Origin of the sequence: Bacillus sp. Xin1 (assembly GCF_013314535.1) — a bacterium.
Classification (GTDB): Bacteria; Bacillota; Bacilli; order Bacillales; family Bacillaceae_G; genus Bacillus_A.
The window spans coordinates 33,437-49,677 of the sequence record NZ_JABUAE010000004.1 but is presented as its reverse complement, the minus strand read 5'-3'; the positions used below and the strand labels follow the sequence as shown (position 1 = coordinate 49,677).

Genomic DNA, 16,241 nt, shown 5'->3' with positions numbered 1-16,241 from the left:
AATAAAGATATTATCAAAATAAATTAAAAAAGCGTAGAATTTCTTTCCTACACTTTTTTCGGTAAATAGAAGTAAAATAACACACCATCGGCTGTATTCGTTACCCCATACTCTACTTCATGAAGTTCTAAAATATTTTTAGAAATCGAAAGTCCGAGTCCCGTTCCACCGTTTGAACGTTGACGAGCTGTATCTATCCGGTAAAAACGGTCCCAAATTTTATCTAATTGTTCTTCTTCAATATGAGCGCCTTTATTTTCTATACAAATTTTCATTCGATTTGTCTCATCTATTGTAGAAATAATAATATCTTCTTTTTCAGGTGTATAACGGATTGCATTCGTAATGAAATTGACAATTACTTGTTCAATACGATGTTGATTTGCGACAACTTGAGCTGGAGATATGTGTTTGTAAACATGCAGTTGTTTCTTCTCTATTTCTAATGATAGCTGTCCACATATATGCTCAATGACCTCATCAATATGAAAAGTATCCATCTGCATTTTATACGTACCAGATTCGAATTTAGCTAACTCTAGCATGTCCAAAATTAGCATGTCCATCTTATCCACTTCTTTTTCCATTGCCTGAAAGTAATACTCTTTCTTATGTTCAGCTACCCCATCTTTTAGGATCGAAATACAGCTTTTCATAATACTTAGCGGTGTTTTCAATTCATGTGAGACACCCGAAATAAATTCTTTTCTCGTATTTTCTAACTTTCTTTCTTTTTCAATATCTTGTTCTAATTGTTCAATATGTGTGTGCAATGTATTAGATAACCTATTAATATTTTGAGATAAATCTCCAATCTCATCTTTTGAAGCAATTGGAATTCTTTCTGTGAAATCTAGATTTGCAATTTTCTTGGTTGTGTCATTTATTCTTAATAGCGGTTTTGCAATTTGTTTTGAGTAATAAAAAGATGCCATCAAGGTGAGGACTAGTACAAATGCAATAATATATACATAATAATCCTTTACCATTTGTACTGCTTCATCCACAGGCTGTAAGGACGCCATGGCGAATATATATGTTAAAGAGCCATCCTTTTCTTTTATTGGTTTGATTAATAATTTATATTTTATATCATTTTTTTCATAGTCATTTATTCTTAAGGCATCATTGTTATCTTTATTTTCATTTAACAGTAAGTCTGCTTGAAATTCTTTTATACTCTCCAAGAACAAAGTGTTTTTATAAAGTGGATTCACTATCCCTTTACTATCAGGTAGTTGCACTTTTGTAACAGTTCCCCCAAAACCAGTACTAGGAACTTGAGCCGCACTTTTCTTTTCCTCTTTCACCTTAAGAACTATTTCATTTATTTTCTTATCTAATGGCTTGTTGGACCAACTTATACTACCCTTACTTAAATTTAATACAGCAGGAACAAATGTAGAATCTCTATCTATTCCATAAACCGAAATTTGCAATCCTGAAAAATTCGGCATTTTTTCATTTTCAACCTCTTCTATTCCCATAAGATAATAGAGAGGGATTGTAAGGTTTGTTTTTCCAAGTTCCTTCTGCCACAGCCGATCCAGCTTTACTTCTAAATAAAAATCGGTTGCATGTTTTAAATTCCCATCGCTATCTAATGCTGTAATCCATGTATTATTTTCTCTATAAAAATCTTGTTCCAGTTTCTGAATTGTTTCTGTGTTACCACCACTATTCAAATACTCTCTCTCAAAGGAGCTTATATTTGTTTTAATATCACTAACTTTTCTGTTTGCATAATATTGTTTAAAAAATATCGTTTGTCCAATAAAAATGGTTGCTAAAATTAACATGCATAGTGCTGTTGTAAGAATAAATAATTTGAGTACAATCCCTTTTCTCATACATTCCCCTCAAATTTATAACCCATCCGAACAACAGTCGTAATGTGCTTTGCTTTATCTCCCAATTTATTTCGTAAATTACGGATATGACTATTCACTGTCCGGTCATCACCAGCAAATTCATAGCCCCAAATTCTTGAGATCAATTGCTCTCTTGTCAAAACAATTCCTTGATTTTGCATGAAATAGGTCAATATCTCAAACTCTGTATGCGTTAAATTAATGTCTATTCCTTCTACAGTAACAGCACGTGAGGGAAAGTGAACACAAATTCCATGGATAGATAATGTATCATCGTTATTACTCGAGGGTTTACTGATAACTTCTCTGCTCTCTAGTAATCGTTTTGCTCTCGCCAATAAAATAGGCGGACTATATGGTTTTGTTACATAATCATCTGCCCCTAGCTCAAATCCAAGTAATGTATCATCCTCATCTACACGCGCTGTTAGCATAATAATCGGAACTTGTGACGTTTTACGAATTCTCCTGCACACAGACCAGCCATCTAATTCTGGTAACATAATATCAAGGATAACTAAATGAACCTCATCTTCTTCAAACAAGGATAAGGCTTCTTTCCCATCCCTTGCCTCAAGCACTTTATATTGTTCACTTAAAAAATAATCTTTCAAGATTTCACGTAGAATGTCTTCATCTTCAACAATTAAAATGGTTTGTGGCATATTCATTTCCCCCTCTTATTCTAAAATAGCTAAGGCTGTCATTTCATTTTGAATAAGTCGCAATTAACTTCGCTTCAATAATATATCGATCTGGTGCATCACCTATATAATCAAATGGATAACAAGTCGTGAGCGTTAATGTCGGTTCTTCTTTTTTTACAATGACAGTTCGATCATCTGCATGCGTAATCCACATTTTTCGAATTTCATAAGTGTAGATCTTTTTATCATATTCTACAACGAGGCTATCTTTTTCTTTTAACTCTCCTAATTCTATAAATACAGTATCACGATGTCCGCTCAGCACTGTATGGCCTCGTTCAGACGGAACTGTAGTAATATCACTAACAAACATACCAACGCCTTTTTTTAACGTATTTTCATCAGTTCCCCAATGTACGGAAAATTTCTTCTTGATTTTCGGGATATTTAATGTAGCTACTTTCTCTCCTTCTTTATACTGCATTTGAGAAGAAGACATTTGCGAATTCACAGGTATTTCAGTAATACTCTCCTTTTGTTGTGCCTTTTCAAAGCTCTTTATCTCCTCTATTGTTAAATCTTGCGCTGAACTTTTTCCTTTATACCATTCAAAAGTATAATAAGCTCCCATAAGAATACCAATTATCATGAAAGCGAGTCCAATCCGATTTACAAGTTTCACTTTTCATCCCTCCATGCAAAAAATGGTAGGGTTAACCTACCATTTTTAATATATGAAATGATCCTATTCTTTATAGGCTAATTAAAAATTCATTTTACGCTTTAATTTTACGGCGCGTAAATCCAAACAATGATCCTAATGCTACAAGGCACGCGCTTAACGCCATCATTGTTACGCTATTTGATGCTGTATTTGGTAGTTTCTCACCTTTTACAGCTTGCTTTGCTACTTCTTTTTTCTCTACTTCATTCTTTTGCTCTGCTTGGATTGCTGCTTCTTTTTTTGCCATATCACTTTTTTGTTGCTCCTGAATTGCTGCTTCTTTTTTCGCTATATCACTTTTTTGTTGCTCCTGAATTGCTGCTTCTTTTTTTGCCGTATCACTTTTTTGTTGCTCCTGAATTGCTGCTTCTTTTTTCGCTATATCACTTTTTTGTTGCTCCTGAATTGCTGCTTCTTTTTTTGCCATATCCTGCTGCACTTGTGTCACTTCTTCTTTCGTCATCGTGCCAGTAGAAGCACTGGCTACCGATGCATACCCCACTGATAAAAGTGCCATCGCACATATTGGTAAAAGTTTCTTTTTCATTTCATTTCTCTCCTTATATACTTTTTTCACATCACATCGCATCGGATGTATTCATAGAATATATCTACGATGTAAAGATGAGATGCAGATAAAATGGATTTCTTTTAAAGATTTAATCTCCTTCAGAAAAGCAAAATTCCCTATACACTTCTCTCTATTTATAGAATAAAAAAAGACTGCTAAAAGTAGCTATTCAACTACTTTCGGCAGCCTCTTATCTAAAATGTTTAAAGCATAACGCCATTATCTTTAAATACATACCAAGTACCATTAATCAAATGTTTGCCTGTTGCCATTGCACCGTCAGATTTTAAATAATACCAATTTCCACTCTCTTGCATCCAACCTGTTTTCATTGTGCCATTAGAATTCATATAATACCAACCTGCATCAGTTCTTACCCAGCCAGTTCTCATTAATCCACGATGAATATAATACCACTCATTTCTTTCTTTTAACCAGCCAGTTTTAAATGAACCATCTTGGTTTGCATATAACCAACGATCTCCATCCTGTATCCAACCAGTTTGCATAATACCATCTTGACCTAAGTAATAATCGCTTCCATTTACTCTAACATAATCGTTTTGTACCATCATTCCATCTATACAGTAATACCATTTTCCGTTATAACTTAACCAGCCTTCATGAGCTTTTCCATCTTTATCAAAGTAATACCATGTATCTTCAGTTTTTACCCATCCCATTTTTTGTATAGCTTGTTCTTCTTTCGGGATAGCCTGATTCATATTTTCATTTGTTTCTCCATAAGAAACGACAGGTACTAAAAACATTACAGACATTAAAACTAGCAAAATAATTTTTTTCATTTTTCCCAGTCTCCCAAATAATAATATATTTTGGTTTCTACCTCTACAACCAAATTATATTACGGATCGTAAAAATAAACAACACTTTTGTAATATAAATGTAATAATTTTATCATTTTTGTTACTTTAGTTATTTTCCCGTTACTATTTTTCTATTACATTCTCGAAATTAATATATATCCAATTTGATTTTCTAACATATAAATTGTAGCTATGAAGCACAGAAAGAGACTTTCACTCCTTTTCTCCTTCTGTTCTTCCATTGGCATGGGGCTAACCTATGAGTGGATCCTCTCTCCCACCTAAAAGGAATGATTTTATGTCATTTTTTTAATCCGTATTTATCCCGCATTAACGGACAGTAACACTCCCACCTCAAAATTCAGCGAAAGCAAAGAAGTTAGGTGGGAGGTGAACTGTCCGTAAAAGCCCGATTGGTTCAACTAATAATCAGTGGGGGATGGGACCCCCCCCCGCTGATTAAAGTTTCACTTTATATAGATGTTTATCTTCACTAAAAAAGCATTGTAGATTCCCTCTACAATGCTTTTTCTGTGTCTCAGTATTTAATTGTTACTTTCACGTGAATGTAGAGTAAAAGGATCTGGACTAATAACTAATTGTCTCGGCTCAGTTTTCTTTAAGTGATTAGTGACGTTACACTTACTATGTTGAAAGGTCCATGCTTTAATAGGGTTCGTAAAGATAATTCTTTGCTCTTTATTAGGGGTCTCTTCTTCAAATTTACAACTTTCGCTCCATTTACACCATTTCATTGTAAATTGTAAAGAAGAATGATCTTCTTCTCGATCAAACAAGTGCGAAAGACTCATCTCTTCATCTAGTATCATAGTGTTACTAGTCGATAATAAAGCAATGGTCATCCAACGTTTATCCATTCCCTTCTACTCCTTTTCACATGTAATGCCTAAAGCGTATTTTACCTAAAATGTGCTTGCCTTTTACCTTACACCTATAAGTTTATCCAAAATATCATTACTCCACTATCGATTTGTCTTACAAATTACCTTACATTTTTGTAAGGAATTAAAAAACCTTCATCTAAATGAATGAAGGTTTTGAAATCATTTTTTATCTATATATTCTTTCATATCATCTAATCCAGCTTCATACAATTGGAGCAGCATTCCATGAGAAATCGCACTAAGAACTAAAGTCATTCCAATCAGTGAAACTCGAATAGCAGGAACATCAATTATATAAGCCAACATACCAAGAACGATTGTTAGAAGCAATGCTTTTATAAATGTAATACTTGAGTACTGTTTCTTTTTCATGATTATTACCCTTTATGGAAGCGTTTTCTTAATATAGCTATTATATCATATCATCAGACCTTTTTGTGGATATTTTTTTTAAAAACGCTTCCGTTTTTACAAATAAAAAAATGACCTGCACTCGTTCTCTCCTTTTGTTTTCACTTGGCATGAAGCAGGAAGAAAGTTTGGCCGCTTCTATGCATGGCCGGATGCTCTCTCCCCCTAAAAAGAATGATTTCATTTCGTTTTTTACATTTGTATTTACATATTATGTTTATATCCGTTTACTACTTTCGTCATACAAAATAAAAGAAGCATATAGAACAGAACTGGAATTATAATAATTCTTGGCTCTAGCATAAGTTCTCCATAGTAATAACTAATTAAATTTGCCCAGTCATTTAAGTATGGAACATATATATTAAATTGATCATGAGCTTGCCCGGAAACGATTTTTGTTCCCCCTAAAAATAATTTAAAAATGGCAAGATGTAACATAATTAATAATACTTGCACCATCTGTTCTCCAATTTGAAATATAATTTGTGGTTGCAATACTTTCGTAATATGAGTTCGAAATACATGCCATCTGCTTCCGCCTAATAGAAAAGAATTCTTTACATATTCCTTATTCCACAGCTGCTGAACTTCTTTTTGAAAAAATCGTGTCATTCCTGGAAGCGCCACAACAACTAATACAAGAAATTGTATACATAGCACTTCTATATTTGTAACAATAGGTTTCGTTCGTAGTTCATAAATAATGAACGGTGTAAGAAATAAAATACAAAATAACGTTTGTGGAAAAAATTGAAAACTAACAGTAATACGTTGTAAAAAAGAAAATCCCCACTTATCATTACGAACCAACAAGCTCATCAATAAAGAAATGGTTACTCTAGCAACCGCCACAAAAAATGATATTAAAATTGTATACTTAGCTCCTTCTATTACTTTATAAAACAAATCTTCTCCTTCTCGATCCGTTCCAAACCAATGTTCAGAGGACATGGAAAAAGGGGCCGCTTCAACAATTTCTCCTTTATCATTGTATCGATATTCCACTACCTTAGGTTCCTTCTGAAAATATGGAAGTGCAAAACTAATAATTAATAATAGAATAATAGGAAATAAGAAGTATATATAACGCTGTTTACGCATACAGCTTCCTCCTTAACCAATTCAATAGCAATATCACTCCGTACATAGGTACGATAAACAGCATCAGCAAATAAACGATAACTGCTGGATCTTGGCCGCTAATCAAAATTGAAAACAAACCTCTTATATGAAACATGTACTCAAAAACAAATAAACTCGTTATCAAAGCTAATAATATTGATTCCATATGATTCACAACTGAAATCACGATATTACTAATAATATGCTTACATAAAATATACAGACTACTAAAACCTTTCGCCTTCACAAACAGAACATAATCTTTCTTCTGCTCCTCTTTAATAAGTAGCATTTGAAATTGAAATAAAGAAATGGTAGGAATAATAGCTAAAATGAGAATTGGTAATACGATCGATGAATTTTGCATTGTAGAGAATGGATGTAATAATAAAACTCCGGTATACCTATATATAGTTACCATTATAAGTTGAAGAAAAAAAATCAGAAAGATATCTGGGATTGTTTTAAGAAAACATACAGCTTCTTCTATCAATCTCTGTACACGCCTTGGTATAACCGCTGTAATCATACTACATACAAAAGACAAACAGAGCGAAACTACGAGCGCTCCAAATATAAGCATGAGCGAATATGCATATGGTTTAAAGATAAGTGGAAATAAGGGGAATTCCCTTTCTTGCATCTTAAATATTTGCACATTGTTCGAAACAGTCGCTACTTGTGTAGCCATTTTCATCTTTAACTCTTCTGGATGTATGAGTGCAAAGATAACATGTATACATTGTGTAAAAAAATGCTCTATATGTATCCCAACTTTCTTCCCATCTATAAATAACATCGGAAGACTTACAATTACTACAAATAGCAGAATCATAATAAATAATTGAAGAATGATTGAAATTATTTTTTTAAACATTCCCTTCTCCTCTCAATTTTTCTAGCATGAATGGATCATAAAAACCTCAAATCGAACTTTCATTTTATTTTATTCTGACTTTCCTAATATAAACCTTTAACCGATATGTCTTTCTCTTTTTTGACTTTTCCCCTTCAATCCTTTAAAGTCGAAATGTTCATAAGTTTTACAACGTAGGAGGATCTCAATGAATATTGAAATAAAAGATACTTTAATTTCTGAAGAAGCATTACAAACGAAGGTAAAAGAACTCGCACTACAAATTGAGCGTGATTTTGAAGGAGAAGAAATCGTTGTTATCGCTGTACTAAAAGGTTCTTTCGTCTTTGCTGCTGATTTAATTCGTCACATTAAAAATGAAGTAACAATCGACTTTATCTCAGCATCTAGTTACGGCAACCAAACTGAAACAACGGGGAAAGTTAAATTATTAAAAGATATCGATGTCAACATTACAGGTAAAAATGTAATTGTTGTAGAAGACATTATCGATTCTGGCTTAACACTTCACTTCTTAAAAGACCATTTCTTTATGCATAAACCAAAAGCATTAAAGTTCTGTACATTACTTGATAAACCAGAACGTCGTAAAGTCGATTTAACAGCAGAGTATGTAGGCTTCCAAATTCCAGATGAATTTATCGTTGGATACGGTATCGACTGTGCAGAAAAATATCGTAACTTACCATATATCGCATCGGTTGTAACTGATAAATAAAAAACACAGACAACTTCCATCGGCTTTTGATGGAAGTTTATTTATATCATCTACTACTCGCAAAAAACAAAGGGAGAGATTAGAATGACACAGACAAAATTTGAAAAAGTTCTTCTCATCGTAAACCCAAAAGCAGGGCAAGGAGATTTACATACAAACTTATCCAAAATCGTTCCGCCGCTTGCTGCAGCTTTTCCTGATTTACGTATTCTTCATACAAAACAGCAAGGCGATGCAACAAAGTATTGTAAGGAGTTTGCAAACAAAGTGGATTTAATTATCGTCTTTGGTGGTGATGGTACTGTCTTTGAATGTACGAATGGACTAGCACCGCTTAAAATCCGCCCAACACTTGCAATCATTCCAGGCGGGACGTGCAATGACTTCTCTCGTACGCTTGGCGTTCCACAAAATATTGCCGAGGCTGCCAAATTAATTGTAAAAGGTCATACGAAGCCGATTGATCTCGCCAAAGCAAACAACCAATATTTCTTAAACTTTTGGGGAATTGGTCTCGTTTCCGAAGTATCCAATAACATTGATGCGGATGAAAAAGCAAAACTCGGTAAAATTGGTTACTATTTAAGTACAATCCGCACAGTTAAAAATGCAGAAACCTTCCCTGTGAAAATTACATATGATGAACAAGTATATGAGGACGAAGCAGTACTCGTTATGGTTGGAAACGGTGAATATCTTGGCGGTATTCCTTCTTTCATTCCGAATATAAAATGTGACGATGGGGAACTTGATATCTTTGTTGTGAAGTCAACAGGAATCCAAGCATTCAAAGATTATATCGGAAAGAAACTATTTGAAGATACTAATAACAACGACATATTCCACGTGAAAGCAAAATCAATCCTTATTGAAACGAAAGAAGAAAAAGAAGTAGATACAGACGGAGAAAGCTCACTTCATACACCGTGCCAAATTGAATTATTGCCAGGACATTTTACGATGATTTATAATCCAGAACTAGTGTAATAGATTCTTTGTTATACTTTGGTAATTTATAAAGTTCGCATTTTTATAAAATAAAGATTATAATTAAAAGTATAAAAGGTTGTTAACAAAAAACGTTAACAACCTTTTTATTTTTTCTAGAAAAATTTTCCACTTTAGAGGAGTGATGATATGTATTGGAAAAGAAATAATAAGCCTGTCGAAGATCCAGAAGAAATAGCTGTATGGGAATGTCAATCAGAAAGCTGCCGTGGATGGATGCGTAAAAACTTTTCTTTAGAAGAAGAACCAAAATGTCCTTTATGTAAAGGAGATATGGAGAGCGGAACACGACTACTACAAAAATTGTAAAGATTAAGTTCTATTTCCCCTACATTCCTCAATTACGAAATCAAATAAAGAGAAGATCCTCCCTCTCCTTATCTCCACTATAACTACCTTGCCTAAATGTGAATCGAAAATAAATAAGGAAGAAGGCAGCTATTACTTAAAATAGCTGCCTTCTTCCTTACTGCCTGCGAATATTTGGAGAAGTAATCTATCCCATTACCTGATTTTTCTTTTGCATATATAAATATGAAATACTTGCTATGACGACAATTGTGCCACCAAAATAGAGGCCATACTTCGTCGCAAGTTCTACAATCGTCTCGATATATTTACCAAACATAGAACCAAGCATAAAATAAAGCAATGTCCACATGAATCCTGTCGTGTATGAATACAAAGCATATGTTTTAAATGACATACGATTCATGCCAACTAAATAAGGAACGATATGTCTAACGACAGGTATAAAATAACTTGTTGCCAATGCATAATGTCCGTATTTATGAATCAGTTTTTGTGATTTTAAAAGGTACTTTACTTTCTTCTTTTTCATTAATTTATCAAGTAATTTAGAACCAAATAATTTTCCAAGTATATATCCTAATGAAAGACCTGACACTACACCTAAATAGGTTAACAAAAAGGCAGGAATTACACTTAGTATGCCCACCGATGATACAAACCCACCACTCATTACAATCATTTCATCTGGAACTGGCATGCCTACAATCCCAAGCCATAGACAAAAGAATAAAGCCCAATAACCATACTGCTCAATATATGATAACAATTCATGTAATTCCATTACATACATGCCTTTCTACAACTAAGAACATGCGCTGGTGGAAGATTCAACCAAACCTTTTTTAATGAAATTTCCTGAAAAAAGGTTTGGATAAATGCTTTCTTTGCAAGCGAGTATTGAAATGTAATGAATTCACCATCCTCACTTAATGATTCCATGACGCTAGATAAAATACGAGATGATACTTCTCTTGGTAAAGACGTAAAGGGTAATCCTGATAATACGTAATCAACCTTCTCTATTTGTAAATCCTCTATGTATTTCTTTATATTTTCAGCTGATCCATGTATAACTAAAATATTAGGATCGTCCTTAAACTGCTTCTGTAATTTTTTGAAAAAAACTTCATTAATTTCAATCAAGATAAATATTGTATGTTCTTTTTTTCTCTTTATAATCTCTTTCGTGAATGAACCTGTTCCAGGTCCTAATTCTAAAATGTACTTCGCTTCTTCAAAATTAATCGCGCCTACCATCTTTTTGGCTAATCTATTCGAACTAGGTGCAATTGCCCCAGTATTCTTTGGATGCTTCACAAATTCGGTTAAGAATGTAATAAGTTGCATTTCTAACCTCTCCCATTCATTCAGTATTGTTTAATATAGCTTCAAGTATAACGATCATTTTTTAAAAAATAGCATGGAAATTTCTTAAGATTTTATGAAGAAATAAAAAAGCTTTGTGCACATGCACAAAGCTTTCTCTTTATTTACTAACAAAATATCCGATTGTATAAATAATCCATAAATGAACAGGGTAGAAAATATAAAACATATATTTCGTGAACGCATTATTTAAACCACGCGCTCCGTTATATAAGAGAATAAACGGTAAAGCAAATACCATCATCCATTGGTTATTGTATCCAAACAATCCCATTTTGGTAAAGATTTCTCCATCTATTAGTAACGATGGAACCTCTAGTAGTGAAAGCAACACATACGCGACAATAAGCCACATTTTCTTCTCTCTAAAGAAATAGAAGATTAATGTCATGATTACACCTATAAAGCTTGCTTCCGTAAACATTCCTAATGCAGCCGCAATAATTGCAGCTGGAATCCCTACTAAATAGTTTTTTGTACGCTTCGTATAATCAATTGCAATTAATAAAACAATTCCTAAACCAAGTGACAAGAAAATATTATTAGATAGTCCACTGTCACTTGGGAACAAATATTGAATAAGTGCTGAACCTGCAAACATAATCGCTGCCCACATAAATACACGAGTCGCGTATTTCGTACGATTACGTGTATAGAAGAATCCTTCTACGACAAAATAGAAGAAAATTGGCGCAACGATGCGTCCTGGATGATGCATCCACATTGGCATACCTGGAATATACGTATACACGTGGTCAATGACCATTAAGATCATTGCAAAAATCTTTAATTGAAAAGCATTTAACCTCATAAAAATAGTAGTCCTCCTTTTTTAAATACTTTCTTACTATAACGATTTCCTGTTAGGAGGACTATCGACTTCTCTTACATTAACATTACACTTTTGTAAGATTTTTGTATAAAAAACAGCTACCGCCTATTTAGCGATAGCTGCTTCCTTTATTACTTCGCGCTCACAATCTTATAATAAGAACGAACTGTTAAGAAGTAATACCCAATATAAATCACGCTATATATACCAATGCTCATTAATAACGGAATCAATATTTCATATGGCAATATATTTGATAAACCTTTTAATGCAAATAAGCTGTGTAGAATTCCAACTACTAATGGAATCGCAAAGATAAAGCTTACTTGTTTTGCAATTGCCGTTTTCATTTCTTGCTTTGTTACACCAACTTTACGAAGGACAACGTAACGATCACGGTCCGCACTCGCTTCTGTTAACTGTTTGAAGTAAATGATAGAACCTGTTGCAAGCAAGAACACTAAACCTAGGAATAATCCGATAAACATCATTAATCCCGTCGCTTCAAGACCTGCTTGGAAACCAGTGTAGAAGTCTCTAAATGATGCTTCAATTTCAGATTTTCCTGCTGGGATAGCTTTCGCTAATTTTTCTGTTAGTGCCTTACTATTTCTTTCATCTTTTATATCAATATTGTTTACAACACGTGTTCCAGATACTTTTTTCGCTTGTTCATATACTTGATCTGGAACAATCACAAATAATTCACTTAAATTCGTGATATTGCGATTATCTACATCTTTAATTGTAAGCTTTTGTGTTTCATTTCCAATAGGGAATACAGCCTTATTCCCTTTATATTCAGGACCGAAATCAAGCCCTTCAACATATAGACTATCATATATAAATGCTTCATTGGCAGCTAAATTCACAGCATCTGCATCCATTTTTTTCGCAATTCTATTAAATGTCGATTGAGAAATAAGCTGGTATTGTTCTGTAACAAGATAATGTGTATTCATAACCTGATCCGCTCTTTTACCTTCAAACTTTCCTTTCACAGGAACCATCTCAATTTCAGATTGCTCTGTAACTGGATGATTTTTCTTTTCTGCATCAAGAATTGCATTTACTTTATGATCTAACGCTGCATCTTGTTTCACGTATGAATAGCTATATGGTGAAACATTCTTCGCTTGCTTAAATGTGTTGTAATACATCGTAACAGAAGTACCAACTGCCGTTAATGTTACCGCACTTAATATCGCAATTGTCGCAAGAGACTTTGCATTTCCTTTAATACGATATAATAACTGTGACGTTGTTACCATATTCATACCGTTATAGAAGGATGACTTCTTATGTCTTGCTCTTTTTAATACAAATACTGTAAAGAACATAAATAGTAAATACGTACCAAGTACCGTTGCAAGTAAAATATAAAATGCAACCATCATAAAGTCAGCATATTTTGCAGCCTTCATAAACATCAGCGATAAGAAATATCCCGAACCGATTAAGAAGACTGACAGTAATGCCATAATCATCGATCCTTTTGGCATTGCCTCTCCTTCACGCTCTGCACGGAACAGTTCAATTAACTTAAAGCGATAGATTAGACGATACCCTTGTAGTGATGTGTAAAGGATAATGCCGAAAAAGATAATAGCTGTATCAATAATTGCTGCCACCGGTACTTCAAAATGCACATTTAGGTTTAATCCCATCATACTTACTAACAATTCAAGGAATAATTTTGAAAGTACACTACCAATCGCAATTCCAATTACTAATGACATTAATCCCATTAGCATGTTTTCATAAAATAACATTTTACCAATTTGTTTTTTTCGAATTCCTAGCAGTGAATATAATCCAACTTCTTTTTTGCGTTTTCGTGTAAAGAATCCGTTAGAGTATATAATAAATACTGCTACGAAAATAATCAGCATCACGCTGGAAACTTGGAATGCCCCGCTAATTTTCTTAGAGCCTTCCGCTGCTTTTTCCATTTGTGAATTGTACTGAAGTGCCTTAAATGTAAAATAAATGACGATACTAAAGATCATCGATGCAAAATATAAAAAGTAATCTTTAAAGTTCCGCTGTATGTTGCGGAGGGCAATGCTAGATAATGTCATGGGCCATGCCTCCAGAAATTGCGGACATTACATCTACTACTTGTTGGAAGAATTGTTTACGAGTTAACTCCCCGCGGTGCAATTCTTTATATAACTCGCCATCTTTAATGAAGATAGCTCGTTTACAATAACTTGCCGCAAACGCATCATGCGTTACCATTAAAATGGTTGAATTATCATATTCATTTAATGACTTCATACTTTCTAATAAGTCTGTTGCTGATTTAGAATCAAGCGCTCCTGTTGGCTCGTCCCCAAAAATCATACTTGGATTTGTAACGATTGCACGTGATGCTGCGCAGCGCTGCTTCTGTCCGCCAGATACTTGGTATGGGAATTGACTTAAAATGTGATCAATGCCAAACTTCTTCGCAATCTCAAGAACGCGGCGATCAATTTCATTTGCTTTCACTTTGGATAACGCAAGTGGCAGAGCAATATTCTCTTTCACCGTTAGCGTATCTAATAAATTATAATCTTGGAAAATGAAACCTAAATGATCACGGCGGAACAATGCCAATTTGTCATCATTCATTTTCACAATGTCTTTTCCATCAATTAAAATTTCACCGTTCGTCGCGTTATCAATTGTAGAAAGAACATTTAAAAGAGTCGTTTTACCAGACCCAGAAGGTCCCATAATTCCAACGAACTCGCCTTCTTGAACTTGTAAGTTAATTCCTTTTAACGCTTCAAATTTATTTCCACCTGTATCATATACTTTTTTAATATTTTTCGCTTCTAATACCGTTTTCATCTCTATATCCCTCTCTTCTTCTATTCTCTATTTTCACTATATCTAACTTCTACTCTTGCCACTATCGATGTTTCTTACACAAACATGACAGTTATGTAAGGCTACTTAGCAGAAGAAAACGAAATTTAACTTTATGAAATAACTACTTTGCTACTATAACATTGGGCCAAAGAGCCAGCCATTCATTCTCCTTACAGAAACATTACATTTCTGTAAGGTAAAAAACTGCCCTACATAATTGTGCACGAAATGTCGGATGAGGTTATTTCATTCCTGCTATTCTATTTACATAAGGAGGTCATATCATGAATTCGCTTAAAAACATGAATGCAGCAATACAGTATATTGAAGATAATCTTGCGAATAGCATTGACTTTAAAGAAGTGGCAAAGCTAGCTTTCTGCTCTGAATATCATTTTAAAAGGATGTTTTCCTTCCTTGCAGGCATTTCACTTTCAGAATATATTCGCTGTAGACGTCTTACTCTTGCGGCATTCGAACTAAAAGATAGTAATGTAAAAGTCATTGATATCGCTATGAAATATGGATACAACTCACCAGATTCTTTTTCACGAGCATTTCAAAACCTGCATGGTATAACGCCGTCAGAGGCTAGAAATAGTGGCGGTTCTCTTAAAGCCTACTCACGAATGACCTTCCAGTTATCTATTAAAGGAGGACATGAAATGAACTATAGAATCGAAGAAAAAGAAGCATTTCGCATCGTTGGTATAAAAAAACGAGTACCGATTATTTTCAGCGGGGTAAACCAAGAAATTGCTTCTATGTGGAAAAGTTTAGACAGTCAAGCAATCCACGCATTAAAGACGCTTTCGAATGTTGAACCTACTGGACTCATTAGCGCTTCTACCAATTTTTCTGAAGGGAGAATGGAGGAAAAAGGAGAGTTGGACCACTATATTGGTGTAGCAACAACAAAGGATTGCCAAGACCAGTTCCAACTACTTGAAGTCCCTGCTTCAACATGGGCCGTATTCGAAGCAATCGGACCATTTCCTGAAACATTACAAAATGTATGGGGACGCATTTATTCTGAGTGGTTTCCATCTTCAAACTATGAACAACTGGAAGGGCCCGAAATTCTCTGGAATGAAAATAAAGATGTAACTTCGCCAACTTTTAAGAGCGAAATATGGATTCCCGTTTTGAAAAAGTAAATCACGCATAG

18 protein-coding genes are annotated in these 16,241 nt (G+C 34.1%); 4 read left to right on the top strand and 14 right to left on the bottom strand.

The genetic code is table 11. The features are described from left to right. Nucleotides 1-47 precede the first annotated feature (47 nt). The 9 genes from HRG09_RS06915 to HRG09_RS06875 form a co-directional block, all read right to left on the bottom strand. A complete protein-coding gene (locus HRG09_RS06915; protein ID WP_174100066.1) occupies nucleotides 48-1,850 on the bottom strand; it encodes a sensor histidine kinase in 1,803 nt (600 codons plus the stop codon). Further along, a complete protein-coding gene (locus HRG09_RS06910) occupies nucleotides 1,847-2,536 on the bottom strand; it encodes a response regulator transcription factor (RefSeq protein ID WP_174100064.1) in 690 nt (229 codons plus the stop codon). Before HRG09_RS06910 ends, HRG09_RS06915 begins: the two co-directional genes overlap by 4 nt. Nucleotides 2,537-2,579: 43 nt before the next feature. Continuing rightward, nucleotides 2,580-3,200, bottom strand: coding sequence for a class D sortase (locus HRG09_RS06905; RefSeq protein ID WP_174100062.1), 621 nt, complete (start codon nucleotides 3,198-3,200; stop codon nucleotides 2,580-2,582). A 94-nt stretch (nucleotides 3,201-3,294) separates the two neighbouring features. Then, nucleotides 3,295-3,789 carry an LPXTG cell wall anchor domain-containing protein gene (locus HRG09_RS06900; protein ID WP_174100061.1) on the bottom strand — a complete coding sequence of 165 codons (495 nt, stop codon included), beginning with the start codon at nucleotides 3,787-3,789 and terminating at the stop codon, nucleotides 3,295-3,297. A gap of 227 nt (nucleotides 3,790-4,016) precedes the next feature. Beyond that, a complete protein-coding gene (locus tag HRG09_RS06895; RefSeq protein ID WP_174100059.1) occupies nucleotides 4,017-4,619 on the bottom strand; it encodes an N-acetylmuramoyl-L-alanine amidase family protein in 603 nt (200 codons plus the stop codon). Nucleotides 4,620-5,185: 566 nt separating this feature from the next. Continuing rightward, nucleotides 5,186-5,518 (bottom strand): hypothetical protein, encoded by a 333-nt coding sequence (locus HRG09_RS06890; protein WP_174100058.1) that lies wholly within the window; start codon nucleotides 5,516-5,518, stop codon nucleotides 5,186-5,188. A gap of 186 nt (nucleotides 5,519-5,704) precedes the next feature. Continuing rightward, nucleotides 5,705-5,917: a hypothetical protein gene (locus HRG09_RS06885; protein WP_174100056.1), complete on the bottom strand. Its 213-nt coding sequence runs from the start codon at nucleotides 5,915-5,917 to the stop codon at nucleotides 5,705-5,707. 243 nt (nucleotides 5,918-6,160) lie between these two features. Beyond that, complete coding sequence (locus HRG09_RS06880; RefSeq protein WP_217447944.1) at nucleotides 6,161-7,060, bottom strand: ABC transporter permease subunit; 900 nt, start codon at nucleotides 7,058-7,060, stop codon at nucleotides 6,161-6,163. After that, nucleotides 7,053-7,958: an ABC transporter permease subunit gene (locus HRG09_RS06875; RefSeq protein WP_174100054.1), complete on the bottom strand. Its 906-nt coding sequence runs from the start codon at nucleotides 7,956-7,958 to the stop codon at nucleotides 7,053-7,055. Before HRG09_RS06875 ends, HRG09_RS06880 begins: the two co-directional genes overlap by 8 nt. A gap of 187 nt (nucleotides 7,959-8,145) precedes the next feature. Here HRG09_RS06875 and hpt point away from each other — a divergent pair, with 187 nt between their 5' ends. The 3 genes from hpt to HRG09_RS06860 all read left to right on the top strand — a co-directional run bounded on the left by hpt (nucleotide 8,146) and on the right by HRG09_RS06860 (nucleotide 9,993). Continuing rightward, entirely contained in the window at nucleotides 8,146-8,676 is a 531-nt protein-coding gene (gene hpt, locus HRG09_RS06870; protein WP_174100052.1) for a hypoxanthine phosphoribosyltransferase, read from the top strand. A gap of 84 nt (nucleotides 8,677-8,760) precedes the next feature. Beyond that, nucleotides 8,761-9,663, top strand: a complete 903-nt coding sequence (locus HRG09_RS06865) for a diacylglycerol/lipid kinase family protein (protein ID WP_174100050.1) — start codon at nucleotides 8,761-8,763, stop codon at nucleotides 9,661-9,663. Nucleotides 9,664-9,813: 150 nt separating this feature from the next. Next, nucleotides 9,814-9,993, top strand: a complete 180-nt coding sequence (locus HRG09_RS06860; protein WP_174100049.1) for a cold-shock protein — start codon at nucleotides 9,814-9,816, stop codon at nucleotides 9,991-9,993. Nucleotides 9,994-10,180: 187 nt separating this feature from the next. On the opposite strand, the gene HRG09_RS06855 is transcribed toward HRG09_RS06860, so the two are convergent. From HRG09_RS06855 to HRG09_RS06835, 5 genes are all read right to left on the bottom strand, one after another. Beyond that, the gene (locus HRG09_RS06855) at nucleotides 10,181-10,777 is read right to left on the bottom strand and encodes a DedA family protein (protein ID WP_174100047.1); all 597 of its coding nucleotides are present in this window, start codon (nucleotides 10,775-10,777) and stop codon (nucleotides 10,181-10,183) included. After that, nucleotides 10,777-11,343 (bottom strand): class I SAM-dependent methyltransferase, encoded by a 567-nt coding sequence (locus HRG09_RS06850; RefSeq protein WP_174100045.1) that lies wholly within the window; start codon nucleotides 11,341-11,343, stop codon nucleotides 10,777-10,779. Before HRG09_RS06850 ends, HRG09_RS06855 begins: the two co-directional genes overlap by 1 nt. Before the next feature lie 139 nt (nucleotides 11,344-11,482). Continuing rightward, nucleotides 11,483-12,193 carry a TraX family protein gene (locus tag HRG09_RS06845; protein ID WP_174100043.1) on the bottom strand — a complete coding sequence of 237 codons (711 nt, stop codon included), beginning with the start codon at nucleotides 12,191-12,193 and terminating at the stop codon, nucleotides 11,483-11,485. 152 nt (nucleotides 12,194-12,345) lie between these two features. After that, nucleotides 12,346-14,295 (bottom strand): ABC transporter permease, encoded by a 1,950-nt coding sequence (locus tag HRG09_RS06840; protein ID WP_174100041.1) that lies wholly within the window; start codon nucleotides 14,293-14,295, stop codon nucleotides 12,346-12,348. Then, nucleotides 14,282-15,052, bottom strand: a complete 771-nt coding sequence (locus HRG09_RS06835; protein WP_174100039.1) for an ABC transporter ATP-binding protein — start codon at nucleotides 15,050-15,052, stop codon at nucleotides 14,282-14,284. The genes HRG09_RS06840 and HRG09_RS06835 overlap by 14 nt, the downstream gene beginning before the upstream one ends. A 305-nt stretch (nucleotides 15,053-15,357) precedes the next feature. Here HRG09_RS06835 and HRG09_RS06830 point away from each other — a divergent pair, with 305 nt between their 5' ends. Beyond that, complete coding sequence (locus tag HRG09_RS06830; RefSeq protein WP_174100037.1) at nucleotides 15,358-16,230, top strand: AraC family transcriptional regulator; 873 nt, start codon at nucleotides 15,358-15,360, stop codon at nucleotides 16,228-16,230. The last annotated feature ends 11 nt before the right edge of the window (nucleotides 16,231-16,241 follow it).